24 protein-coding genes and 1 other annotated feature are annotated in these 23,348 nt (G+C 52.9%); of the genes, 8 read left to right on the forward strand and 16 right to left on the reverse strand.

What is annotated here, in order from left to right; all coding sequences use genetic code 11:
• The first annotated feature begins 18 nt into the window (after window positions 1-18).
• Window positions 19-609 carry a dihydroxyacetone kinase subunit DhaL gene (dhaL, locus tag KNP06_RS10435; protein WP_214788817.1) on the forward strand — a complete coding sequence of 197 codons (591 nt, stop codon included), beginning with the start codon at window positions 19-21 and terminating at the stop codon, window positions 607-609.
• The gene (gene dhaM / locus KNP06_RS10440) at window positions 602-970 is read left to right on the forward strand and encodes a dihydroxyacetone kinase phosphoryl donor subunit DhaM (protein WP_256440833.1); all 369 of its coding nucleotides are present in this window, start codon (window positions 602-604) and stop codon (window positions 968-970) included. Before dhaL ends, dhaM begins: the two co-directional genes overlap by 8 nt.
• 24 nt (window positions 971-994) lie before the next feature.
• Here the strand turns inward: dhaM and KNP06_RS10445 are convergent, their stop codons facing one another.
• Together KNP06_RS10445 and trmB are read right to left on the reverse strand one after the other, a co-directional pair.
• Window positions 995-1,504, reverse strand: a complete 510-nt coding sequence (locus KNP06_RS10445; protein WP_233004420.1) for a hypothetical protein — start codon at window positions 1,502-1,504, stop codon at window positions 995-997.
• 105 nt (window positions 1,505-1,609) lie between these two features.
• Complete coding sequence (gene trmB, locus KNP06_RS10450) at window positions 1,610-2,257, reverse strand: tRNA (guanosine(46)-N7)-methyltransferase TrmB (protein ID WP_138859161.1); 648 nt, start codon at window positions 2,255-2,257, stop codon at window positions 1,610-1,612.
• Window positions 2,258-2,392: 135 nt separating this feature from the next.
• Here trmB and cydS point away from each other — a divergent pair, with 135 nt between their 5' ends.
• Window positions 2,393-2,503, forward strand: coding sequence for a cytochrome bd oxidase small subunit CydS family protein (gene cydS, locus KNP06_RS15520; protein ID WP_021065570.1), 111 nt, complete (start codon window positions 2,393-2,395; stop codon window positions 2,501-2,503).
• Window positions 2,504-2,548: 45 nt separating this feature from the next.
• Here cydS and KNP06_RS10455 read toward each other — a convergent pair whose 3' ends face one another.
• Genes KNP06_RS10455 through pepV form a run of 6 tightly spaced genes read right to left on the reverse strand, consistent with a single transcriptional unit; the run spans window position 2,549 to window position 9,567 of the window.
• Complete coding sequence (locus KNP06_RS10455) at window positions 2,549-3,343, reverse strand: phosphotransferase family protein (RefSeq protein WP_034779996.1); 795 nt, start codon at window positions 3,341-3,343, stop codon at window positions 2,549-2,551.
• A 50-nt stretch (window positions 3,344-3,393) separates the two neighbouring features.
• Window positions 3,394-5,559: a type I pullulanase gene (gene pulA, locus KNP06_RS10460; RefSeq protein WP_214706461.1), complete on the reverse strand. Its 2,166-nt coding sequence runs from the start codon at window positions 5,557-5,559 to the stop codon at window positions 3,394-3,396.
• A 21-nt stretch (window positions 5,560-5,580) separates the two neighbouring features.
• Entirely contained in the window at window positions 5,581-6,420 is an 840-nt protein-coding gene (locus KNP06_RS10465) for an NERD domain-containing protein (RefSeq protein ID WP_214706463.1), read from the reverse strand.
• Window positions 6,390-6,965, reverse strand: a complete 576-nt coding sequence (gene thpR / locus KNP06_RS10470) for an RNA 2',3'-cyclic phosphodiesterase (RefSeq protein WP_214706465.1) — start codon at window positions 6,963-6,965, stop codon at window positions 6,390-6,392. The genes KNP06_RS10465 and thpR overlap by 31 nt, the downstream gene beginning before the upstream one ends.
• 5 nt (window positions 6,966-6,970) lie before the next feature.
• Window positions 6,971-8,122, reverse strand: a complete 1,152-nt coding sequence (locus KNP06_RS10475) for an MFS transporter (RefSeq protein WP_084592834.1) — start codon at window positions 8,120-8,122, stop codon at window positions 6,971-6,973.
• A gap of 59 nt (window positions 8,123-8,181) precedes the next feature.
• Window positions 8,182-9,567, reverse strand: coding sequence for a dipeptidase PepV (gene pepV / locus KNP06_RS10480; protein WP_138859158.1), 1,386 nt, complete (start codon window positions 9,565-9,567; stop codon window positions 8,182-8,184).
• A 306-nt stretch (window positions 9,568-9,873) separates the two neighbouring features.
• Here pepV and KNP06_RS10485 point away from each other — a divergent pair, with 306 nt between their 5' ends.
• Window positions 9,874-10,095 (forward strand): DeoR family transcriptional regulator, encoded by a 222-nt coding sequence (locus tag KNP06_RS10485; RefSeq protein ID WP_081637897.1) that lies wholly within the window; start codon window positions 9,874-9,876, stop codon window positions 10,093-10,095.
• An 82-nt stretch (window positions 10,096-10,177) separates the two neighbouring features.
• On the opposite strand, the gene KNP06_RS10490 is transcribed toward KNP06_RS10485, so the two are convergent.
• Both KNP06_RS10490 and KNP06_RS10495 read right to left on the reverse strand, forming a co-directional pair.
• Complete coding sequence (locus tag KNP06_RS10490) at window positions 10,178-10,888, reverse strand: pseudouridine synthase (RefSeq protein WP_214788820.1); 711 nt, start codon at window positions 10,886-10,888, stop codon at window positions 10,178-10,180.
• Complete coding sequence (locus tag KNP06_RS10495) at window positions 10,888-12,585, reverse strand: putative polysaccharide biosynthesis protein (RefSeq protein WP_214763271.1); 1,698 nt, start codon at window positions 12,583-12,585, stop codon at window positions 10,888-10,890. Before KNP06_RS10495 ends, KNP06_RS10490 begins: the two co-directional genes overlap by 1 nt.
• 138 nt (window positions 12,586-12,723) lie before the next feature.
• On the opposite strand from KNP06_RS10495, the gene KNP06_RS10500 reads away from it, so the two are divergent.
• Window positions 12,724-13,998 carry a BaiN/RdsA family NAD(P)/FAD-dependent oxidoreductase gene (locus KNP06_RS10500; protein WP_034778302.1) on the forward strand — a complete coding sequence of 425 codons (1,275 nt, stop codon included), beginning with the start codon at window positions 12,724-12,726 and terminating at the stop codon, window positions 13,996-13,998.
• Between the two features lie 41 nt (window positions 13,999-14,039).
• Here the strand turns inward: KNP06_RS10500 and KNP06_RS10505 are convergent, their stop codons facing one another.
• From KNP06_RS10505 to KNP06_RS10520, 4 genes are all read right to left on the reverse strand, one after another.
• Window positions 14,040-14,552, reverse strand: coding sequence for a pyrophosphohydrolase domain-containing protein (locus KNP06_RS10505; RefSeq protein ID WP_214706495.1), 513 nt, complete (start codon window positions 14,550-14,552; stop codon window positions 14,040-14,042).
• A 14-nt stretch (window positions 14,553-14,566) separates the two neighbouring features.
• On the reverse strand, window positions 14,567-15,640 hold the full coding sequence (locus KNP06_RS10510; RefSeq protein ID WP_214788823.1) for a hypothetical protein: 1,074 nt from the start codon (window positions 15,638-15,640) through the stop codon (window positions 14,567-14,569).
• Between the two features lie 117 nt (window positions 15,641-15,757).
• Window positions 15,758-18,160, reverse strand: a complete 2,403-nt coding sequence (gene leuS, locus KNP06_RS10515) for a leucine--tRNA ligase (RefSeq protein ID WP_214788826.1) — start codon at window positions 18,158-18,160, stop codon at window positions 15,758-15,760.
• Between the two features lie 41 nt (window positions 18,161-18,201).
• Window positions 18,202-18,420: a binding site (T-box leader), on the reverse strand.
• A gap of 42 nt (window positions 18,421-18,462) precedes the next feature.
• A complete protein-coding gene (locus KNP06_RS10520; protein WP_052090142.1) occupies window positions 18,463-19,653 on the reverse strand; it encodes an MDR family MFS transporter in 1,191 nt (396 codons plus the stop codon).
• A gap of 176 nt (window positions 19,654-19,829) precedes the next feature.
• Between KNP06_RS10520 and mnmL the strand changes: the two genes are divergently transcribed.
• Together mnmL and mnmM are read left to right on the forward strand one after the other, a co-directional pair.
• Window positions 19,830-20,807 (forward strand): tRNA modification radical SAM protein MnmL/YtqA, encoded by a 978-nt coding sequence (gene mnmL / locus KNP06_RS10525; RefSeq protein ID WP_138859150.1) that lies wholly within the window; start codon window positions 19,830-19,832, stop codon window positions 20,805-20,807.
• The gene (gene mnmM, locus KNP06_RS10530) at window positions 20,761-21,333 is read left to right on the forward strand and encodes a tRNA 5-(aminomethyl)-2-thiouridylate-methyltransferase MnmM (RefSeq protein WP_034778311.1); all 573 of its coding nucleotides are present in this window, start codon (window positions 20,761-20,763) and stop codon (window positions 21,331-21,333) included. Before mnmL ends, mnmM begins: the two co-directional genes overlap by 47 nt.
• A gap of 32 nt (window positions 21,334-21,365) precedes the next feature.
• Here mnmM and KNP06_RS10535 read toward each other — a convergent pair whose 3' ends face one another.
• Both KNP06_RS10535 and KNP06_RS10540 read right to left on the reverse strand, forming a co-directional pair.
• The gene (locus tag KNP06_RS10535; protein WP_034778316.1) at window positions 21,366-22,082 is read right to left on the reverse strand and encodes an alpha/beta fold hydrolase; all 717 of its coding nucleotides are present in this window, start codon (window positions 22,080-22,082) and stop codon (window positions 21,366-21,368) included.
• A gap of 90 nt (window positions 22,083-22,172) precedes the next feature.
• Window positions 22,173-22,643, reverse strand: a complete 471-nt coding sequence (locus tag KNP06_RS10540) for a GNAT family N-acetyltransferase (RefSeq protein WP_214788829.1) — start codon at window positions 22,641-22,643, stop codon at window positions 22,173-22,175.
• A gap of 165 nt (window positions 22,644-22,808) precedes the next feature.
• On the opposite strand from KNP06_RS10540, the gene KNP06_RS10545 reads away from it, so the two are divergent.
• On the forward strand, window positions 22,809-23,345 hold the full coding sequence (locus KNP06_RS10545) for a hypothetical protein (protein ID WP_214788830.1): 537 nt from the start codon (window positions 22,809-22,811) through the stop codon (window positions 23,343-23,345).
• Window positions 23,346-23,348 lie beyond the last annotated feature (3 nt).

Raw genomic sequence — 23,348 nt, forward strand, 5'->3', positions numbered from 1 at the left:
GAATGAGGTGTTTATGCAATGTTGACGATTGATGGGTTCAAGCATGCATTACGACACGCCCAATCCGAGATTGAGGCGAACAAGGATACACTGACCGACCTCGACCGCGCCATCGGTGACGGAGACCACGGCATCAATATGTCGCGCGGCTTTGAAGCGGTCGTCGCCGTACTCGATGACGACTATGCCAGCCTTGGCGACTTGAGCAAGAAAGTCGGGATGACGCTCATGTCGAAAGTCGGCGGCGCAGCCGGTCCACTATACGGGTCGGCATTCGTCAAGGCTGCACCTAAGTTTGGTGACGCGACTGAGGCCGATTTCACGCTCGTTAAAGAAGCGCTTCTTGAGGCGTCGACAGCGATCAAGGCGCGCGGGAAGTCAGAGGTTGGCCAGAAGACAATGGTCGATGTGTGGGAACCGTTCTTGTCTGACTTGAGCGAGGCTGACGATTTTGATGCCAAACTCGACCGCCTCGTCGGCGAGACCGAAGATATGATCGCCACGAAAGGACGGGCATCTTATTTCGGTGAAAACTCACGCGGCACGGTCGACCCTGGCGCACTCTCGAGTTCCATCGTGTTGAAAGCGATTATGAAGGAGGTTGAGTGACATCGTAGAGCTCATCATCGTATCCCATAGCGCTAAAATCGCTGAAGGGATTCAAGACTTGATGAAAGAGATGGCCCCCGCCGTTCCGATCCATTTAGCGAGCGGGCTTGAGGACGGCAGCATCGGGACAGATGTGACCCGTATCCTCGAGGCAATCGAGGCCGTCGACAAAGAAGCGCTCATCTTATCCGATATCGGTTCGGCCACAATGAACGCAGAACTCGCTGTCGATATGTATGAAGGCGATAAAACGATTCAGTTCTATGACGGTCCGATCGTCGAGAGTGCCTTCGTCGCTTCCGTCTCATCCGGTAACGGCATGGATGTCGCTCAAATCGTCGAACAATTGAAAATGGCATAAAAAAAGAGCCTCGCGGCTCTTTTTTTAACGTGGGTTATCGTTTTTCTCATAAATCGGGTTCATGAACTCGGTCGTCGAGTAGAAACGTGGAACAACCACGAACAAGATGACTACCGGGATCGCGATTAAGAGTAGCAAAATCAACACAGGCAACCAATAGACAATTTGTTGTCCGAGCATGTCGATGTTCGCATCCGCAAATTCAGTCGCGCCTTCGACTTCTGCGAGGTCAGCTGTTGCGAGGATTTTGTTGTCCGTCGCATCATAGTAATGGAACTCGGTCTTACGTGTGATGAAGATGCCGTCACGGACCGTATCAATTTCAACGACCGCCGCAATGACTTCATTGCCATTCGAATGACGGAGCGTCTCTTCTTTTACGATTTCAGCCGTTCCTTCTTTGTAGTCATAATGCGTGGCTTTCAGATCCTCTTCAAGGGCGTCCAAGAACGCCTCGTTTGCCGAGGTATTAAGTGGTGCGATTGTTAGAATGAAGATTAGTGCAAGCAGGCTTGCCCATGCTTTTTTCAACATCCCCATGTTCCCCCTTCTCTAATTCCAGTTTAGCGTCATTCCTATTGTACCAAGAAGAAAGAAAAAAGTGTGAAGAAAATGCTATTAAAATAAGAAAAAAGCGTGTCAAATTTTCGGACGGAAAGCTGCCTCCATCCGGTAAATCGGTTGTCCCATGGCGCTGAAGCGCTCTTCGTACTCGGTGCGCACGTTATCCGCCGGCTCGTTCGCATGAAGATCAAGTGAAATATCTGTGAAGTACATGCCGTATTGGCTCATGCTTTCGAGCGAATATTCGAATAACCCCCGGTTATCCGTCTTGAAATGAATCTCGCCTCCGCGTGGCAACACAGCCTCGTATGTGGCGAGGAACGTTTTATACGTCAAACGACGTTTCGCATGGCGTGTCTTCGGCCATGGATCGGAGAAATTCAAATAGACGCGATCGACTTCACCGGCTTCGAAGTAGTCGACGAGTTGCTTGGCATCAACAGTCAACACGCGGACGTTTGGCATCGGTGTCTCGACAAGCTTTTGCACGATCGATACGGCGACGCTCTCGAATAACTCGATGGCGATGAAGTTGACGTCCGGGAACTGTTGGGCCATCCCTAAAATGAATTGCCCTTTCCCCGAACCGACCTCGATGAAGAGCGGATTGTCGTTCTTAAATTCTGCTTTCCAGTTCCCTTTTAACGTTTCGGGATGAGTGATAAAGACGTGTTCTTGAGCTTCCATATATTCTTTGGCCCAAGGTTTGTGACGTAAACGCATGTTTTTCCAACCTTTCGTTCAAGAAATGTTCAAGTTTATGCTGACTAGCCGCTTCGTGCGAGCAGTCCCCTTGCGATTATACACGAAATCATTGTTTAATGAACATGAATCATCCTTCACAAGGAGGTTATATCGATGAGCACGTTGGATCAATTTTTAATCTTTTATGCGGCCCCGCTGACGTTTTTCGGCGCCGTCATCGCCACGTTCGTTTGGGCGTATTTCATGAAACCTGATGATGTCTAATGCATATGGAAAGGGATGGCTCACACTCGTGATCCATCCCTTTTTTCATTGTGTCCGTTCATCTGCCTCATCGAGCAGTTCACGGAGCACGGTCAATCCTTCTGCCCGGGCGATACCGTTCTGTTCCCCATACAACGTGAGAACCGTCTGGGCAATCGCATACCAGTGCATCCGGTAATGGAGCTCTGACGTGTAACGGATGCCGTAATGGCTAAACCACGTCTCCCACTCCGCCTCATCGACATAACTGTAAACGACCATCGCCAAGTCAAAGGCACGGTCGGCGATGATGGCGTCATCCCAGTCGGTCAAATACAATAGACCCGTCTCGTCCTCGATCCAGTTATTATGGTTAAGGTCCGAATGGCAGACGACAAGTTCACGTTCGTCATCAATCGGTTGATGCATAGTGAGCCAACGGACCGCTTCATCAATCGTCACATCCGCCTCGTCTTGCTCATAGGCGGCACATTGCCGAAGCAATAGCGTCGACGTGACCGGTGTATGATTCAATTGCTGCAGCATGAATAATAGCTCTTTCGAATGATGAATCTTCCCAAGCTGTGCCGCCACATCAGACCGTTTCATATCGGTTGGCGATAGCTCACGACCTTCGATGAACTGTTGGGCACTGAGGACGTCGCCGTTGAACATCCGCTTCGTCCACAGCAATTTGGGGACGATGCCTTCGGCGGAAAGAATGGCTAAAAACGGGGACGAGTTCCGTTTGACAAAGATTTTTTGTTGGCGCGTCGTCGCTACGTACGCTTCGCCTGTAATCCCGCCTGCGGAAGCCACCGTCCACTCTTCACCGAGCGCACCGATTATATCTGAATACATATTCATCACGCTCAAATCTCATTAAGAATTACAAAGATACAATCACCATATTAACACGCGATAATCGTCATTGACAACGACTCGACTTGAATCTCACGCGGATTTCGTGCAATCGGGACGAGGCTCGCCGTTTCCCCTTGCACATAAACGTTCCAGTCTCCGTCGGCATGAAACGTCACGTCACCGAATGTTCCGTTCAAATAGACACGGACGCGTTGCCACGCATCGTAGGAATGGCTCGCCGTTAACTCATAGGCAATCACGCCTGGAGGCGACGGAAGGAACTTGAATTGCTCCACGACTTTCTGCCGACTATCGTAACGGAAACACGTATGACGGCGTCGCAATTTCAACAGCGTCTTCACAAATTCGACTTCACTCTGACGCTCGTCCCGCAAATCCCAATCGAAGTGATTGATTCGGTCCGGTGCGTTGTAACTATTTTCGACCCCTTGTTTCGTCCGACCAAACTCCTGGCCTGCATGGAGGAACGGGACGCCTTGCGACGTGATGACGATGGCCGTGGCGAATCGTTGCATCCGTAATCGCACCACCTCGTCCATATCCTCACACGATAAGAGCAATTTATCGTAGGTCGTGTAATTGTCATGCGCCTCGACGTAATTGATTGTATATTGCGGGCTCGGGAATCGTCCGACGGTGACGTTCGGGATTTGAACCGCTCCCGTGATGCACTCGCGAAGCTCCCATTCCCGCCATTCGTTACCAGAGACGAAACCGCGTTCGCGGTCATTGAACGTCGACCCCTTTAACGCGTCCCGCATCATGTCATTGAAGTGCCCGATTCGAGGCATAAAGGCGGCGTTATGGGACGAGGCTTTCAACGATGGGCTGAGCGGTGTCGCCAAATCCCATCCTTCCCCGTAAATCAAGATTGAACGATCAATCTTATCAAGCGAAGCCCGGACTTGATTCATCGTCTCGACATCATGGATTCCCATCAAGTCGAACCGGAAGCCGTCAACGTGATACGCCTCGGCAAAGAAAGTCACACAATCGACAATCATCCGCCGCATCATGTACCGTTCCGAGGCCGTGTCATTCCCAACCCCAGTCCCGTTCGCGACCGTCCCGTCATGTTCATAACGGAAATAGTAGTAAGGGACGAGCGCTTCGAGCGAGGATTGTTCACGGATAAAGACATGGTTCATGACGACATCGACGACGACCCGCATCCCGTGACGATGCAGTTCCTCGACCATATGAGCATATTCTAGAATTCTCGATAACGGCTCGGCTGGGTCTGAGGCGTAACTCCCTTCTAATCCGAACCAATGAATCGGGTCGTATCCCCAATTGTATGGCATCCGGGTCGCCTCATCGACGCTGCCGAAGTCATGGACAGGCAACAGTTGCAGATGGGTGACCCCGAGTTCTTTCAAATAATCGAAGCCGGCACTGTTTTCGCCGCTCGTTCTCACTCCGGTCTCGACGATGCTACCATACAAACCTCGCATCTGACTCATCGAGGACGGATGGCTCGTGAAGTCCCGGATGTTCAGTTCATAGATGACCGCATCGGTCGCTTTCCGAAGTGGCGGCCGTTCCGTCGGCGTGACATCGGCGGCGACATGCGCCTCGACATCGATCAATACGCCAAATTCGCCATTCAGGCTGACGGCTTTCGCGTAAGGATCGACGACCTCGTTCGTTTCGACCGGCGTCTTGACGTACAGTCGATAATAGTGACCTTCATAAAACCGAGGCACGTCGGCATGCCAGACACCACGGCTCTCTTTAGACATACGAAACCGCTCGATTTCACGATGTGTCGTCGAGTCATGGATGACGAGCCAAATCGAGAACGCGACGGGAGACCAAACGTATGCCTCGATCGAGTGTTCGGAAAAAGTGAGGCCGAGCGGTCCGTCATAGGCATAACGGCGTTCGAACTCGTCCGTATGCACGATTTCACGTGGCACGACGACAATCGTTTTATGTCCGGGGTGAAATACAGTATAGACCGCTTCAAGCGTGACCGGTCGCGCCAATCGGATATCTCGCTCAATCGTACCGGCCTCTGTCGTCCATTCATTGAGCACCACATAGTCGACCGGTCGACCGTTCTGTTCAATCTGTACCGGAACGGATTCATATTCGGCGATGACTTCCAGTCGAATCGTCTCGAACGAGAGCAAAGATGCCCGTTCAATCGTCACATGTGACGTCGTTTGCTGCTCTGGTGTGTGATGCATACGCGTTCCATCCTCTCCAACCTACTGGTCCAAAAATTGTCGAAACGGCATCTGGGCTGTCGCATCTAGTAGTTTCGACACATCTCGAATTTGTTGGGCTTTGACGATCGGTGCCCTCGTGTTCACTTGTTTCAGCCACGACTCATAATCAGAGCGTGAAATGAACTGAGTCGACCGTGTCTCGGGCACGTGATCGAAATAGCCTTCTGGGGCCACCGTGACTTTTTGGATGACCCCGTCATAGGACGGAAGAAACTGTCGAATGATTTCTTCAGTGCGCGTCAATGCAATGAGCGGATTGACTACACGTTTATTTTCCCCTTTGAGCGGTTGATGAATCCATGTCTTCTGCTTTGAGATGTGATAGATGCTCCGATCCCCGTCAAGCCATTCGACCAAATACAGATGTGACGGTCCGATGATAAGATGGCTCAATTCGACAGTTGCCCCGTTCCATTCGACAACTGGACGATACATGAAGAAGTGTTGGTCGTTCCATTCGGTCACCATCTTGCGATAACCGTATTCACGAAGGAACGGCAAGAACGGCATGTCTGCTTCGGTCGCCCCTTCACACGCGAACTGCAACTTCTGGATGTGGCGACGGTTCGCGAGGAGCGCCTGGAACTGCGTTTCCGAGAGCGGGGTCGGTTCGAGCTCGATACGTTCCGTTCGACGCCAAAATTTCCACCACGGGTTCTCAAACTCCATGATCTCGGGTGGATTCAACCGATTGGACTCATGCAGGCGGCGCATACGGGCGATATCGGACTCGACGTATTCTTGGAAACGATTGAACTGATCGAGCATATTTCGTTCATATTTAGATGTCACGTCAAAAATTTTAATCGGGATCGCCATGTGTCCTCCTCTGACCGCTGTAACGGAAATACTTCAACTGCCTCATAGGCAGGGGTGTGGTTCGGATTGATTCGATAAAGGATGACGGCTTCAATCGACTCTTCGATCTTGAACGTCGGGGGAATATATGAACTGATCGACCCGGTGTCCCACTTTTTGGCGAGCGTGACGTGCGGGACGAACGGTTTCCGGTCGAGTGACGCAATCTCTTCAGACAGCTTGCGCCGGAGCGTCCCGGTGAGCGCCGTCAATTCTGCAGACGAGTCCGGGACGATCGTCAACACTCGAGGACGATCTGGTCTCCCGAAGTGATCAATTTGTTGGAACGTCAGTGAAAACGGAGCCGTCACTTCCGTCACGTCACGCGTGATCTCTTTGACCGCCTCGACTTCATCATCGTCCAATGCGCCAAGAAACTGAAGCGTCAAATGGAATTCTTCCGGCCGATACGTCCGGCGATACGAATAAAACGGCAAGATGGCCCGTTGAACGCGTTCGAACTCCGCCTCATCCATCGGTAGCGCTATAAAGTAATGTGTCGACATCGGAATCATCCTTTCTCACGAAACCGTCTCAACCCTAAGAATAAAATCGCGCCAATCACACTGACGACTGTGTACATCCAAAATACACCGATAATGCTGTTCACTTCAATGATGATTCCGCTCAACTGATTGAACGCGGCCGTCGCCAAACCTGAAGTAACTGCCATATAGACGCCAATCGCCGTCGAGGTGACGTTTCGGCTGACAAGGCTTCGCACAAACTGAAGCGCGACCGGAATGAGCAGGCCGACGACGAGCCCTTGGACGATGGCGAGCAGCCAGACGACCCACAGTTCTGGTTCGAGTGCGAGCCAACCGTTGCGGAGCGCTGAAACTAACGCCGCTCCCGCAAGTACGTTGACCGTCCCAAGACGTTCAACGATTTGATACGCCACTTTCATGAACGGGATCTCACAAAGCACGGCCACTAAAAACAACGTCCCGACGAGCGTCGTCGAGCCGCCGATACTCGTCACGTATATCCCGAAGTAATAGTTGTTCGCATAGATTGGACCGAAGACGAGCATGCCCCCAATCAAAAAGGCGATGAACGGGGCGTTCCAGACGGCCGACCAAGCGAACGGGGCGACCGTCGTCGCGCGCGTTGCCACCGGTTCGGCAATCGTCCTTAGCACGATGCTACCGGCCACGAGTACGATGGCGCTGAGCAAAAATGTGCTCGCAAGCCCCCACGTCGTATCCGCGATTCGTCCCATCATGAAAACAGCGATAGCGAAACCGGCCGATCCGAATAGACGGATGGCTCCATAATCAATTTTGACACGGGCCGTATAATCGAGCGTCATCATATCGATAAGCGGGATATGCGCGCATTGGAACACCGACCAGGCGACCATCAAGAGCACGATCCAAACGTAATCGGTCGCGAACAAGAACGTGATGGAAAGGGCGGCCGCCCCGATCATGGCGATACCGAGCCACGCCCGGACACGGCCCGTCCGATCGGCAAGCATGCCCCATAACGGCTGGACACCAATCGAGAGGATCGGCATGATGGCGACAATCGTCCCGACCTGACCCGGAGACAAATCAAAGCGTGCCTGCGAGAAGAAAAGTGCCATGTAAGGAATGAGGGCCCCTTGTGCGAAAAAGATAGCGACATACATTGATTGAAACGATAGTTTTTGTTGGTTCACTGTAAACTTCCTTCCTAACAGACAGAGAGCCGACCGAATCAGTCAGCTCTCACGGATTATTATTTAGCGAGCTCATAAATCGCTTCCGCATAGATGGCGGCGGCGCGAAGTAAATCTTCAATTTCCATGTATTCATCGACTTGGTGCGCGACATCTTTCGCTCCTGGGAACAATGCGCCGAAGGCCACACCAGCCTCGAGCGAACGGGCATACGTTCCTCCGCCGATGGCCATCAAGTGTGCCGATTCGCCGGTTTGACGCTCATACACATCCGCCAACGTTTTCACGAGCGGATGGTCTTCGGCCACGTGGTGCGGCGGCATGTGGTGACGCGTCGACAGTTCGAACCCGAACGACAAGGCGATCTCTTTCAAGTTTTGCAATCGTTCTTCAAACTTCGCGGTATACGGATAACGGATATTGACCGTCGCCGTCCGCTCTTCGCCCTGATAGCGGAACACGCCACCGTTAATCGTCAAGTCACCGGTCTCGTCGGTCGCTTCGATGCCGAGCGAAATCCCGCGTGAGTCAGCAAAGACGTGGCGGATGAACTCGATGTAGCGCTCCCCTTGAATATCGAGTGGAAGCGTCAGTAGGAACCCGGCAAGTACGTAGGCCGCGTTCACACCATTATCCGGCTCCATCGCATGGGCGGCGACACCTTTCATCGTGAACGTATACGTCCCCGCGTCCCATGTGCACGTCCCGTCGGCCTCATATTTCGCAAGGTAGGCCTCAAATTTTTCTTCGAGCACATCTTCTGTCTCGAGTACCGCGGTCGCGAAATCTGGGACCATGTTCGGACGTTCTCCGCTCACGAACGAGACCAAGTGATGTTTCGAGCCGGGTACGCGCTGAATTGGGAGTTGCTTCAAGACACCGTCATACAAACCTTTTTCCGCGTTAATAATCGGGAAATCAGCATCCGGTGCGAAACCGTATGTAGGCATCGCTTCCTGCTTAAAATATTCACGGACACAGCGCCATTCGCTCTCCTCGTCACAACCGGCGATGAGTCGGACACGTTTCGATAGCGGCAACCCGAGTTCTTTCACGATGCGCAACCCGTAATAAGCAGCCATCGTCGGACCCTTATCGTCATTGCTGCCGCGGGCGTACAGTTTCCCGTCCGCGACCGTCGGATTGAACGCCCCATACGTCCATCCGTCTCCGGCCGGCACCACGTCTAAGTGGCAGAGGATCCCAACGATTTCTTCGCCTGACCCGTACTCCAAATGGCCAGCGTAACCGCCGACATCTTTCGTCACGAATCCGTCACGCTCTCCTAACGCAAACATATAATCGAGGGCACGGCGGACTTCAGGACCAAACGGCTCGTTCGGTCCGGCCTTGTCTTCATCGAGGACGCTCGGGATTTGTAACAACCCTTTTAAATCTTCTAAAAACGCGTCTGTTCGTGCGTCGACTTCTTGTCTCCAATTCATCTCAATCTCCCCTTTGCGAATGTTCTCTCCCTTATTAGTATATCCAAATGTTAGAAAGACGAACATTCATTTCGAAATTATTTTTTCGTTCGTCTTTTAGAAGTTTTATTATCCATTTACACGATGTTCATTCGATATTTACGTTCCTAACATGTTCTTTACATTTCGATTGTTCGTTCTTTTCACTTGCAATTCTATTTGAGAGCGGTATACTAAAGGTGTAATTTTAGAAAATAACAATTTCATATTTCATTTGTCGTCCGTAGGTTTTGTCTTTCATCATTCTACGCATTGGGAGGTCATCCAATGAAAGGTTCAACAGATCGTATGCTAACCCGCATCAAGTCCATTTATTTGTTCATTAACGAAAGGGAATGCGTCACCACTTCAGAACTAGTAGAGGAGTTTGGGATCACGTCACGCACCGTACAACGTGATTTGAACGTTCTTGAATACAACAATCTGGTTGAAAGTCCGAGTCGGGGCACGTGGACGTCATCGAAACGTTCGCTCAAGACGGCAAATTGAATAACAAGTTACAAGGGATTCCGCACGCGGGTCCCTTTTTTTGCACAAAAAAAGTACGTGCCGATTGACACGTACTTGCGAATCATATGAGGAACAAGTCGACTTCCGGTGCTGTCAACTCACGGTATGCACCAGGTTCAAGCGTCGGATCGAGTTCGAGGCCACCGATTTGGACGCGCTCGAGCCGTTCCACATGTTTTCCGACCGCGGCGACCATCCGTTTCACTTGATGATACTTCCCTTCCGAGAGCGTCAAGCGAATCGTCGAGCGGCGCCCGGACTTGCTGAGCAGTTCAAGTCGTGCCGGTTTCGTCGTGTAGCCGTCCTCGAGTTCGACGCCTTCGGCGAAGCGACGGACATCATCTGCCGTCATCTCCCCATCGACTTCGGCGATATACACTTTGTCGACGTGTTTACGAGGTGACATGAGCGCGTGATTGAACGCCCCATCGTTCGTCAATAGCAACAGGCCGGTCGTATCTTTGTCGAGGCGTCCGACCGGGAACAAATCGTAATGGGCATAGGCCGGGTCGATTAAATCGACGACCGTCGACTCGACTTTGTCCTCGGTCGCACTGATGACACCAGCCGGCTTGTTCATCATCAAATAGACGAACGGTTTGTACTCGACGACTTCCCCGTGCACGGTCACACGTTCCGCCTCTAAGTTGATTTGTCGTTTCGCATCTTTGACGGGCTGGTCATCGATCCGGACGGCCCCTTGTTTCAATAAAGTCTTGACGTCTTTACGCGAACCATATCCCATGTTCGCCAATAATTTATCAATTCGCATTATGCTTTCCTCCGATATTGGAATCGTTTCCCTAGTAGTTTTCCGGCCAAGTGACTTCTCCAACCGAGATAGCCGTATACGACGAGGCCGATTCCGAAACCGACGACCGTAGCCAATATATCGTTCCCCCAGCTCGGCTCATCTCGGAGCGTGACGAACAACGAGCCGTATACCGCGATAAACATCGCCCCACCCATGGCAAACATGAGCATCGTCCGACGCAACAATTGCTTATACGGGAACTGGAGCGTCCGTTGAATTTTCCACACCATGAGGATGATCGCGACAATATAGCCGGCGATCGTCGCGTAACCGGCGCCGATGCCGCCGAGCGCATAGACGAACGGTACGTTGAGTGCAGCTTTCGTCAATAGTCCCATCGCCGTCGCGAAAATCGTGAAGTACTGACGATTGATCCCTTGCAGGATGGCCGCTGCCACCGAGTAATAGGCCAGGAAGAACGCACTCGGCGCATAGTGGAGCAAGTAGACCCACCCTTCCCGGTCACCCGGGAACAGTGTCCCGAACAACGGCTCGGAAAGGGCGACCAACCCGATGACGGCCGGGATGGTGACAAAGAACGACACTTGGAAGATGTGGTTCACTTGATTACGGACTTTATTCATGTCGCCGTGCGTGAACGATTTCGTGACGAGCGGAATCGTCGCCATCGACACACTTGCCGCGATCGAGACCGGAATCAAGACGATCTTATGGGCGTTCCCGGTCAAGAATCCAAAAGCGGACGTCGCTTCAGCGACTGACTTGCCCGAGTTGAGCAACGTGTTGACCATCGTCAACTGGTCGACGAACTGATAGAGCGGCGTCGACAAGCCGACCATGACGATCGGGATCGAGTAACTGAGCAACTCGAGCAAGAGCGATTTCATCGAACGGACTGGCGTACCGGCCGGATTATCCGTCTGACGATGGATGTCTTTCCGTTTGCGCCAATACATGGCGAGCACGACGATACTTCCGATCGCCCCGATAAAGGCGCTGAACGTCGCGATCGTCACGGCGAGTACTTTCAACCCGTTCAACTCGGTCGTCGCCACGGCAGCGGTCCCACCGAGCGAGTCGGCGAGCGGACGAATGAGTGCCGAGTCCGAGAAGACGAACAAGACGAGCATCGTTCCGCTGAGCAGGAACATGATGCGGACGATCTGTTCGATGACTTGCGAGATGGCCGTCGGGGCCATGTCCTGATGTCCTTGGAAATAGCCGCGCACCATGCTCATCGCTGGGATGAGCAGGAGTGCGAAACTGACGCTACGCGTGACGAGCGTCAACGAGTCGATATATTGCTGATTGTTCTCCGAGTTGCGGACCATGAGTTCTGATAACCACGGTGCTGAGAAAAACAGTAATAAAAAAGCGACGACTCCGGTCACGAGCATCAGCTTCATCCCTTGACGGAACAAGCGCTGACTCGTGCCATATTCACCGAGCGCGTTATACTTGGCGATAAATTTTGAGACGGCGACAGGAATCCCCGCCGTCGAAATGGCGATCATGAGCGCATAATAGGTGTAGGCCGCCTGATACAGCGTGACGCCGGCAATCCCGACCATCGCTTGGAAGGGAAACGTATAGAGCAGTCCGAGCGCACGCGAGATCAAATTTCCGGCTGATAAGAGCAGCGTGCCTTTGACGAAGGACTCCCGTCCTGAATCTTGTTTGACGCTTGATGACATGAGATACCTCCATCTATTCTTTCACAACTAATGTACCTAGTTTTACAAAACAACCGTTTCTCATTATACTCTTACTGTTGCAGATAATAAAGTTACGAACCGTTAAAGTTTAGATTGAGAAGAGAAACGAGGGATACCATGATGAAAGATGTCATCGTCATCGGAGGAGGCCCAAGCGGCCTGATGGCGACCTACGCCGCCGCCAAAGCCGGAGCGAACACGCTCCTGATTGATAAAGGTTCGAAGCTCGGACGCAAGCTCGCCATTTCTGGCGGCGGGCGCTGTAACGTCACGAACCGCAAGCCCGTCGACGAACTGATTCAGTTCATTCCGGGGAACGGACGCTTCTTATATAGCGCCCTCGCCCAGTTCGACAACCAGTCGATTATCGACTTGTTCACCGGGTTCGGCATCCCATTAAAAGAAGAAGACAACGGCCGGATGTTCCCAGTGACGGACAAAGCGCAAGATGTCGTCAACACGCTCCTCGGCGCCATCGACGCACTCGGTGTCGAGATTCGCAAAAACGCGAAAGTGAAGACGCTCCATTTTAATGAAGCAAACGAGTTTGAAGCGGTCGAACTGGAGGACGGCGAACGCATCGAGGCAGGCGCCTGTGTCATCGCTGTCGGCGGACAATCTGTCCCCCACACCGGCTCGACCGGCGACGGATATCCGTGGGCTGAGAAAGCCGGGCACACGATCACGGAACTGTTCCCGACCGAGGTGCCGATTTTGTTGAACGATGCCTTTATCGGCACGAAACAGCTTCAAGGGCTGTCGCTCCGGGACGTCGCCCTCACCGTCCACGGCAAAAAAGGCAAACCGATCAAGACACACCGTGGCGATATGATATTCACGCACTTCGGCATCTCGGGCCCGATCGCCCTCCGGTGCAGCCAATATACGATTAAAGAGCGCAAACGCAGTAAAGAGCGCGTCGTCGCCCTCTCGCTCGACTTGTTCCCGGACATGGCACGTGACGAGCTGTATCAAGAGCTCTGGAACCAAGTCCAAGAACAACCGAAACGGGCCGTCAAGAACGTCTGGAAAGGGTTTATCCCGGAACGGATGCTCGACCTGTTGTTGGCCGACCTCGCTTTCGGTGAAGAAGACGCGAGTCAGTTGAAGAAGCAATCGGTCATCGATTTTGCGACACGACTGAAGACGTTTGAGCTACATGCGACCGGGACGCTCGATTTCGATAAAGCGTTCGTCACGGGCGGCGGCGTCTCTGTCAAAGAGATCGCCCCGCAGACGATGATGTCGAAGAAAGCGGACGGCCTGTTCTTCGCCGGCGAGGTGCTCGACATTCACGGCTATACAGGTGGTTATAACATCACGGCCGCCTTCACGACCGGGCATTGTGCCGGGTCGCACGCCGCAGAATTTGCTGTACGTACAACCGTATAAGAAAGAGAGCCTATCGCGCGCGATAGGCTCTCTTTTTGGTGTCACTGTTTCGCTTCAAGTTGGCGTCGCACTTCCGCCTCGAGCTCTGGCTCGGGTGGCAACCAGCCTTCCGGCTTCATGACCTTATTGTCTGACGCGCGCAGGATCGGCTTACCATCCGGACCGAGCTTCGCCATATTGGCGCGCTGCACGATCTCGAACAACGGCACCGGGTCGAGCCCGAGCTCGACGAAACTGCCCATCACGAAATAGAGGGCGTCCGTGAGCGCATCACCTTGTCCGACGAGTCGCTCGACGTCATTTGTCGGTGGGGCGTCCTGGAGCGATTTCTGAACCGCCTGTTCGAATCCTTGTTGGAACGTGGCGACGGCTTGCAGGAACTCTTCCTCGTTCCGTGCCGATTGATGTAAAAATTCGACGACGGCCTCTTCTGCCGTCCAGACCGAACGTTTGACGGCCCGCTCTAACTCGAGCGGCTGTGGAGCACTTGCTTCCGGGTGCCCGAACGTCTCATGGAATTGGCGAACTTCTTCATAGAAATAGCGTTTGCTCATATGATCCTCTCCTATCAGTCGACCGAGACGAAGTCGTCAAGGTCGAACACATCTGGTCGCACGATGGCGAAAATTTCATTGTCTTGTAAAAACATACCGGTCGACCCGTACACACGAGGAGTGACCATCTGTCCGTTCATCGTCCCTTCATCCGGGTTGATCGTGTAGAGGACGAGTTCTTCTGAATCGAGGACGTAAATGCGTCCCTGGCGTTCGACGAGGCCGACACCGCGGAAGTTCTCGAACTTCTGTTGAATCGAGGCGCTCATCCCTTCGGTCGTGAGCGGTTTTCTCGACTCGATGGCCCACTCCGTCTCAGGTGCTGGCGTTTCTTCGGCGTCTGCCTCATCAGCCGTGGTCGCCGTATCGGCGTCTGAATCCACTTCGGTCGTCGCATCCGTCTCGGTCGCATCGGCTGTTTCTTCTGTCTCTGGCTTCGCTTCAGCGTCGGTGGCCGTCTCATCCTCGAGCGTCCGTTCTTGGACGTATAACAGTTCCACATCCGGCGTGTCCGCCAAACGGCTCATGATGATCAGTCGTTTCGTCTCCTCGTCATAACCGAGGCCGAACAATCGGTCTGTCGAGGCGATTCCTTTAATCAATTTGCGTCGTTGTTCCGTCCACCGGCCTTCTTCACGCTCGATTGTCACGAGAACCCCATTCGCCGTGACGGCATAAATCTTGTCCTCGGAAATCATGCGCATACCGATGAACTCGCCGAACCGGTAGGACTGTCCTTCGTTGCTGAGGATGAGTGACGCGTTCACGCGATTGGCGTTCCCGCTCACTTCGAAAAACTCTTTATTTTTCGTCAAGACGAGATATGACCCGATCGTGTCACTATAGTACACTTCGTCGAGCTGTTGAATCTGTTCGAGGGCATCGGTCGTATCGATATCCTCCTCGTCCGGCGAAGCTTCGACGGGAGGTACAGATGTCGCTTGGTGACTCGTTTGAATCTCTATTTTTTCAAACGTCGAGGCGATTTGGCTTTGAATATCCTCGTCCGAAAAGACGAACACATAGCACAAAATCACGCCGACGACGACGGCAAACAGCGTCGTATATAGTACGTAAGAACGTTTCATGGACGTTTCGTCCCCTTTACATGCAGTATCGCCCTTTAGTGTAACAAACCCGCCCCGAAAAGAAAACGACATCATACAAAAGAAAGGAACGTGTGACAATGTCACACATTCCTTTGCTTATCCAACGACGATATTGACGAGCTTACCTGGAACGACGATCACTTTGCGGACCGTCTTCCCTTCCGTGAACTCTTGAACGCGTTCGTTCGCGAGCGCATCGGCCTCGAGCGCTTCTTTCGAAGCGTCGCGGGCCACGTGCATCTTCGCACGAAGCTTGCCGTTCACTTGGATGACGACTTCAATCGTGTCGCTGACGAGTTTCGACTCATCAAACTTCGGCCATGCCGCATACGTCAAGTCTTCCGTCATGCCGAGACGCTCCCACAACTCTTCGGCCAAGTGTGGCGCGACCGGGGCGAGCATCTTAACAAAGTTGATCATTTCTTGTTTCGGAAGCGTGTCTTGTTTGTACGCTTCGTTGATGAAGACCATGAGTTGCGAAATCGCCGTGTTGAAACGGAGCGCCTCATAATCTTCTGTCACTTTCTTCACCGTCTGATGGTACGTCCGTTCGAAGTCGGCAGTCGGTGCGACGTCTTGAAGCTCTGTCTGATCGAACAAACGCCAGACACGGTCAAGGAAGCGACGAGCGCCGTCGAGACCGTTCGTCGACCAAGCGATGGCCGCATCGAGTGGGCCCATGAACATCTCGTAAAGACGAAGCGTGTCGGCTCCGTGCGACTTGATGATGTCATCCGGGTTGACGACGTTCCCTTTCGATTTCGACATCTTCTCGTTGTTCTCACCAAGGATCATCCCTTGGTTATAGAGTTTTTGGAACGGCTCTTTCGTCGGGACGATGCCGATATCGTAGAGCACTTTGTGCCAGAAACGAGCGTAGAGCAAGTGTAGGACCGCGTGCTCCGTACCACCGATATACAAATCGACCGGAAGCCAACGCTTCAACTTCTCTGGGTCCGCGATCATGTCTTCATTGTGCGGATCGATGAAGCGAATGTAGTACCAGCAGCTGCCGGCCCATTGTGGCATCGTGTTCGTCTCGCGACGACCCTTCTCACCCGTCACTGGATCCGTGTACGTCAACCACTCGTCTGCGTTCGCAAGCGGCGATTCACCCGTACCCGACGGTTTGATTTCATCGATGATCGGGAGTTCGAGCGGGAGGTCTTCGACCGGGACCGTCTTGAGCGTGCCGTCTTCCATATGAACGATTGGAATCGGCTCGCCCCAATAGCGCTGACGGCTGAACAACCAGTCGCGGAGACGATACGTCGTCTTCGCACGGCCAGTGCCGGCAAGTTCAAGCTCTTCGATGATCTTGGCGATCGCGTCGGCTTTATTGAGACCGTCCAAGCTACCTGAGTTGATGTGGACGCCATCCTCGACGTAAGCCGCCTCATCCAAGTTGCCGCCGGTGACGACTTCACGGATTGGAAGGTCAAACGTCTTCGCGAACTCATAGTCGCGCTCATCATGTCCAGGAACGGCCATGACCGCACCTGTACCATACGTTGACAACACGTAGTCAGCAATCCAGATTGGAAGCTTCTCACCATTGACCGGGTTGATCGCGTAAGCGCCAGTAAACACGCCTGTTTTCTCTTTAGCAAGATCGGTCCGTTCGAGATCTGTCTTTTTCGAGACTTCTTCGACGTACGCCTCGATGGCGACGGTTTGTTCCGGTGTCGCGATTGCTTTCACGAACGGGTGCTCCGGTGCGAGCGTGACGTATGTCGCGCCGTAAAGTGTGTCCGGACGTGTCGTGAACACCGTGACGACTTTTTCGTGACCGTCGACTTTGAAATCGACTTCTGCCCCGACCGACTTGCCGATCCAGTTGCGTTGCATCTCTTTGACGCTGTCTGGCCAGTCAAGCCCTTCTAAATCATCGAGCAACCGCTCTGCGTATTCCGTGATGCGGAGCACCCACTGCTTCATCGGGACACGGTAAACCGGATGGCTGCCGCGCTCTGACAAGCCGTCGATGACTTCTTCGTTGGCGAGTACCGTCCCGAGGGCCGGGCACCAGTTGACGGCGACTTCATCGACGTAGGCGAGTCCGCGGTCATGGAGCTGTGTGAAAATCCATTGCGTCCACTTGTAGTATTTCGGGTCGGTCGTGCTGATTTCACGATCCCAATCGTATGAGAAACCGAGCTCTTTCAACTGGCGGCGAAATGTGCCGATGTTGCGCTCTGTGAACTCGCGCGGGTCATTCCCTGTGTCGAGGGCATATTGCTCGGCCGGAAGACCGAACGCGTCCCAACCCATTGGATGGAGAACATTGAAGCCTTGCATCCGTTTCATGCGGGCGATGATGTCCGTCGCCGTGTAACCTTCCGGGTGACCGACGTGAAGGCCGGCTCCTGATGGATATGGGAACATGTCAAGGACGTAGAAACACTCCTTGTCCGGGTCTTCTGTCGTCCGGAATGCATCTTTCTCGTCCCAACGCTTTTGCCATTTCGGCTCGATGTCTTGATGTTTAAAATAATCCAAAATTCATCCCCCTCTGCATAATAAAAAGCCTTCCGCCCCGGTAATGGGACGAAAGGCTTGAAAGCTCTCCGCGGTACCACCCATGTTGCATTTCTGCCACTTGAGACGCCGGTAACGAGGCGTAACTCCGGTTCACCCTACTGTTCGTTCAGGCGAACTGCTCCAAGGCGAGTTCTCGCAGTCCATATACCGGTTCACACCACCCACCGGCTCTCTACAAATACAGACGTCACGATACTATTCCTCTTCTACGCATGTGTATGATCTCACTCGTTCATTTTAGCCCAATCTGTTTTAGAGCGTCAACTTGATTTTTCAGGCACTCGGATGTCTTTCATGAAAATGAAGAACGCGAGCGCGATGGCCGTGAGCAAGAATAGCATTGTGAAGACGGCACCGATGCCGAATACGTCATAGACGAGGCCCGATAAGGTCGGGCCGATCATCCGACCGACCGAGGCCGCGATATTGACGAGTCCTTGGAACTGTCCTGCTTTCCCCGGCGGTGCGAGTTTCGCGGCAATCGTCGGAACGGCCGGCCAAATGAACATCTCCCCGATCGTCATGACGACCATCGCGACCATGAACATCGTAAAGCCCCCCGCGAACGGAACGACCGCGAAGGCGGCGAGGAAAATGACGGCGCCAACGATGAGTTGTTTCTTCAAATCGTCTTCAAAGTAACGAAGTGCCCGGTTGAGGAGCGGTTGAGCGAACACGATCAAGGCGCCGTTCACCGTCCAAAGGAGCGAATACTGGCTGATTGTCACGCCGAGGTCTTTCGAATGGACAGCGATCGTGCCTTGCCACTGCACGTAAACGAACCAAAGGGCCGCGTAACCGATGGCGACGAACCACATCGATTTCATCGTCGCGCCGGACAACGTCGTCGCCGCAGCCTCAAGCTGCGATTGGACGACCGGACGGGCCGGGTCTTTCAAATAACGGAGCCCGAACAAGAGGACGACGACGAACAAGACCGATAAGAAGAAGTTCGCGTAAAAGATCAACTCGATGTCGATGCGCGCGATTTGCCCGCTCATCGCCGTCCCGAGGGCGACCCCCACGTTTTGAGCAACATAGATCGCGTTGAACGAACGGCGTCCGCCTTCCGGCCAGATCAAGCCGGCGAACGCGTACACGGTCGGGAAGACGAGGCCACCCGAAAACCCAATCAACCCAAGCCAGCCCAAGTAACCGAGGAATGTGGCATGAAACAACAAGAAACCGAGCGAGCTCGCGAGCAACAGCCCGACCGCGAGGATGAGCGTCCGTTTTCCGCCGATCCGGTCAAACAGCGTGCCCCCGATATAGTTCCCAGCGATGGCGAGCGCCGAGTTGACGAGGAGGGCAATACCTGCAAGCGTCATCGATTCGCCTAAATATCCATTTATATAGAGTGTGTTAAATGGCCATAAAAAAGACGCCGCCGTTGTATTGAGCGCCATCGCAATGACCAAAATCCATACCGAAATCGGCATTTTATTGTTCATACCAGTTACTCCTTTCATTCCCGTTTAACGATAAAAATTCGGCACGACGGCCGAATCAAGAATAAGTCCTTCTCCAAGCTAACGGAACGCCCCATAACTGTCAAGAAAAATTACTTATTATGAAGTAATCACGAGGAGAGCTTGTGATAGCATGAGCAAAGAAGGAGAGGATATTCATGCAACATCCATTTGGTGATGCCAGATACCATAAATTAAATGAAGCATATCGCCGTGAGTTCGGCGGGAAAGTATTCAAGGTACCGCTCGACGGCGGTTTCACTTGTCCGAACCGGGACGGGCTCGTCTCGAAGGGCGGCTGTACGTTCTGTTCGGACGACGGCAGCGGTGATTTTGCCGGCAACGCCTGCGATCCGATCCCGGTCCAATTTGCCGAAGTGAAGGCACGGTTGCATCGGAAGTGGAAAGAAGCCCGCTACATCGCTTACTTCCAAGCGTTCAGCAACACGTATGCCCCCGTCGCCCGGCTCCGGGAATTGTTCGAGCCTGCCCTTAAAGAGGAAGGTGTCGTCGGTCTATCGATCGCGACCCGACCGGACTGTCTGCCGGACGACGTCGTTGACTATCTCGCCGAGTTGAATGAGCGGACGTCCCTCACGATCGAACTCGGCCTACAGACGATTCACGATGTGACAGCGAAAAAAATCAATCGTGGCCATGACTACAAGACGTTCCTCGAAGGTCTCGCCAAGCTCCGCCGACGCAATATAAACGTGGTTGTCCATATCATTAACGGTCTCCCTGGCGAGACGACAGAGATGATGCTCGACACGGCGCGAGAAGTTGCTAAAATGGACATACAAGGAATCAAGATCCATTTGCTCCACGTCTTGAAGCACACGCCGCTCGCCCGTCAGTACGAAAAAGGATTGCTCGAGCTCATGGACGAGACGACTTACGTCTCCCTCGTCTGCGACCAGCTTGAGACGTTACCGCCCGAGATCGTCATCCATCGGTTGACCGGTGACGGGCCACCGGATCTGTTGATCGGTCCGACGTGGAGCCGGCACAAGATGGCCGTCTTGAACGCCATCGATGCCGAACTGGTGCGTCGTGATTCCTTCCAAGGAAAAAAGAAGGATGAGAGCCATGGGATTAATGAGAGTCTTACCGTTCGCGAAGTACCTACTCCGTGAACACGTCACACCTGGTGCCGTCGCCATCGATATGACGGCCGGCAACGGGCACGATACATTGTTTTTAGCCGAACTCGTCGAGGCGACGGGACACGTCTACGCGTTTGATGTCCAAGCAGCGGCGGTCGAGGCGACACGCATTCGCATCGAGGAAGCAGCATTGACTGACCGCGTCACTGTCATCCACGACAGCCACGACACCGTCCGAGAAATTGTAGCTGACGAGACACGCCCGATCACAGCCGCCGTGTTCAACCTCGGTTATTTACCAGGAAGCGACAAGTCGGTCACGACGACGGGCAATACGACCATCGACGCCCTCGAGCAACTGCTCGACGTCATGGCCGTCGGTGGTGTCATCGTCGTCGTCATCTATCATGGCCATGATAGCGGCAAAATCGAGCGCGATGAGGTGCTCGCCTACGTCGAGGCACTCGATCAAAAGCGGGCCGGCGTCCTCCGTTACGGCTTCATCAATCAAATCAATCATCCCCCGTTCATCGTGGCGATTGAAAAACGTGCATGAAAACAGGCGACTCGAGCGAGTCGCCTGTTTTGTCATTCTCGAATCAATTCATAAAAGGTGATGAGCGTCTCCGCGAACTTCGTGTTCAGTCGTTCATAGCCGAAATGCGGGAAGCCTTCGAGCCGGCGAATGTACACTTGATCGCCGCCAATTTTTCGACAGACGTTGAGCGTCAGTTTCACATCGGCGAAGCGGTCGTCCGGCGCATAGAAGCAAGCGAGTGGAAGGCGCGGCAAATGTTTCTTCTCTTCTTGATGCTCGACGATCTCTTCCTCGATTTCCCGGTATTGCCCGTACGTGATCTCACCGAAGCGGGACGACTCTTCGCCTGCACCCATGAACGTCATCATGCCGAGCGGCAAATCCGGACGGAAACGGTCGACCGCACTCGCGACGACTTGTTTCAATCCGCCGATTTGGCGGGACGGATGCCAATCGAACAAGGGTGAGATATACGTCAAACTGCCGAGCGGCACATCGTATTCCTGGAGCAATCGGTTCGTTAACAATGCCCCGAGACTGAAGGCGATGACGTGAATCGGCAGTTTGTACTGGCTCGCCTCGCGTAGCGTGTTCTTGATTAACAGCTTATGGTCTTCCGCCGTCAAGCCAACCGTCTGTCCGGTCACGACGAGAACTTCATATTCGTCACGTAACCGTCCTAAAAACGCCTCGCTCAAGCGTGACGTGAACTGGAGCGGATAGACGATCACGATAACCCCTTTTCGTGATTCTTCTTCGTATGTCATACTGTCACCTCATTTTATTATGTCCATGTTTTTATACTAACAAAAAACATCAGCCGAGACTGATGTTTGTCAGAAAATCCGTCTAGGGTCTTAGCTCGGGTCATAGCGCAAATGAATCAGTTCCATCGGTTGGTCGTACACTTCCTCTTGTATCCGATTCAATTCGATGAACGCCTCATGGTTCAAAAAGGCGATCGCCTGCTCGTTCGAACTCTCGACGTACAGTTCGATCGGTTGAACTTTAAGTTCGCGCAGATGAGACAATAAGGCCGTTCCGAGACCTTGTCGGTGATGGGTCGGATGAAGATAGAGCCGGAGCACTTCCCACGTATCCCCGCGGTCGATCGCATGATAGAACCCGATGACGTCGCCTTCGGCTTCACCGACAATGAACAACTGCTCTTTCGCTTCCTCGCTTGAACTGATGGCGCGGACGATCTCTTCTTGCTGATAAGCCCGTTCCATTACTTTTGAACGAACCTCGTCTTGTTCACTGACCGTTGCGAGCGCAATATCGCGGATGGTGGCGGCATCTTCTGGTACGGCTTCCCTGATCTTCATAACGGCATCCCCCTTTTGGCCAATCTAGTAGTATCATTCCCCATCAGCAAAAAAATATCCTGCCCGCTCATTACTTTTTGATGTCGAAATGAAAGAAGACGTTATTTTCCATTTTGACTAGGGTATAAGAGTATCAATGCCAACTTACAAAAAAGGAGTGTTATTATGGAACCAAAATTACAACATGATCCACAAGCAGAGCAAGCCAATCATCCGAATCGCCAATTTGACTCTGAAGAGTCAAATGGCCCCCGCATCACATTGATGAAAGGGATTCTTTTAGGGGCTGTAGTTGGAGGTGCTCTTGCTCTCCTGAGTTCATCGAATCGTCAAAATACGAAACAATCCCTCTCTACCGCCAAATCGTCTGTCGGTGGGTTAGTAAGTGAAGTCGCCAAAGATCCAAGTGGAAAAGCATCACAAGTAATCGACCAAGTGAAGTCGGCTTCTGGTATTATCCAAGAGGTGGCCACCGACGTTCAAAATGTCTATGAAAAAGTCGCTGGAGAAGTGGATACGGTGAAACAAGACTTAACGCAAGTTGCCGGCACCGCTATGGAAGCAAAATCAGACTTACAATCGATTGGCGAGAAAGTGGTCGAGGCAAAAGACACCGCGCTAGGCCAAGAAACGTCATCTGATTCTTCTTCTAACGATTCTTCTAACGATGATACATCTAAGCAGGATAAAAACCAATCTTAACAA

It is taken from the genome of Exiguobacterium sp. s21 (assembly GCF_018617975.1).
Lineage (GTDB): Bacteria > Bacillota > Bacilli > Exiguobacteriales > Exiguobacteriaceae > Exiguobacterium > Exiguobacterium mexicanum_A.

Excerpts from the sequence above, each read along its gene's own strand:
- KNP06_RS10540 (WP_214788829.1), bottom strand. The coding sequence starts at position 22,643 with ATGAAGATCAGGGAAGCCGTACCAGAAGATGCCGCCACCATCCGCGAT.
- KNP06_RS10485 (WP_081637897.1), top strand. The coding sequence starts at position 9,874 with ATGAAAGGTTCAACAGATCGTATGCTAACCCGCATCAAGTCCATTTAT.
- thpR (WP_214706465.1), bottom strand. The coding sequence starts at position 6,965 with ATGTCGACACATTACTTTATAGCGCTACCGATGGATGAGGCGGAGTTC.
- pepV (WP_138859158.1), bottom strand. The coding sequence starts at position 9,567 with ATGAATTGGAGACAAGAAGTCGACGCACGAACAGACGCGTTTTTAGAA.
- KNP06_RS10445 (WP_233004420.1), bottom strand. The coding sequence starts at position 1,504 with ATGTTGAAAAAAGCATGGGCAAGCCTGCTTGCACTAATCTTCATTCTA.
- cydS (WP_021065570.1), top strand. The coding sequence starts at position 2,393 with ATGAGCACGTTGGATCAATTTTTAATCTTTTATGCGGCCCCGCTGACG.
- KNP06_RS10510 (WP_214788823.1), bottom strand. The coding sequence starts at position 15,640 with ATGAAACGTTCTTACGTACTATATACGACGCTGTTTGCCGTCGTCGTC.
- KNP06_RS10505 (WP_214706495.1), bottom strand. The coding sequence starts at position 14,552 with ATGAGCAAACGCTATTTCTATGAAGAAGTTCGCCAATTCCATGAGACG.
- KNP06_RS10535 (WP_034778316.1), bottom strand. The coding sequence starts at position 22,082 with ATGACATACGAAGAAGAATCACGAAAAGGGGTTATCGTGATCGTCTAT.
- KNP06_RS10465 (WP_214706463.1), bottom strand. The coding sequence starts at position 6,420 with ATGGCGATCCCGATTAAAATTTTTGACGTGACATCTAAATATGAACGA.
- mnmM (WP_034778311.1), top strand. The coding sequence starts at position 20,761 with ATGGGATTAATGAGAGTCTTACCGTTCGCGAAGTACCTACTCCGTGAA.
- KNP06_RS10495 (WP_214763271.1), bottom strand. The coding sequence starts at position 12,585 with ATGTCATCAAGCGTCAAACAAGATTCAGGACGGGAGTCCTTCGTCAAA.
- KNP06_RS10490 (WP_214788820.1), bottom strand. The coding sequence starts at position 10,888 with ATGCGAATTGATAAATTATTGGCGAACATGGGATATGGTTCGCGTAAA.
- trmB (WP_138859161.1), bottom strand. The coding sequence starts at position 2,257 with ATGCGTTTACGTCACAAACCTTGGGCCAAAGAATATATGGAAGCTCAA.
- mnmL (WP_138859150.1), top strand. The coding sequence starts at position 19,830 with ATGCAACATCCATTTGGTGATGCCAGATACCATAAATTAAATGAAGCA.
- KNP06_RS10545 (WP_214788830.1), top strand. The coding sequence starts at position 22,809 with ATGGAACCAAAATTACAACATGATCCACAAGCAGAGCAAGCCAATCAT.
- pulA (WP_214706461.1), bottom strand. The coding sequence starts at position 5,559 with ATGCATCACACACCAGAGCAGCAAACGACGTCACATGTGACGATTGAA.
- KNP06_RS10455 (WP_034779996.1), bottom strand. The coding sequence starts at position 3,343 with ATGTATTCAGATATAATCGGTGCGCTCGGTGAAGAGTGGACGGTGGCT.
- dhaL (WP_214788817.1), top strand. The coding sequence starts at position 19 with ATGTTGACGATTGATGGGTTCAAGCATGCATTACGACACGCCCAATCC.
- KNP06_RS10520 (WP_052090142.1), bottom strand. The coding sequence starts at position 19,653 with ATGAACAATAAAATGCCGATTTCGGTATGGATTTTGGTCATTGCGATG.
- KNP06_RS10500 (WP_034778302.1), top strand. The coding sequence starts at position 12,724 with ATGATGAAAGATGTCATCGTCATCGGAGGAGGCCCAAGCGGCCTGATG.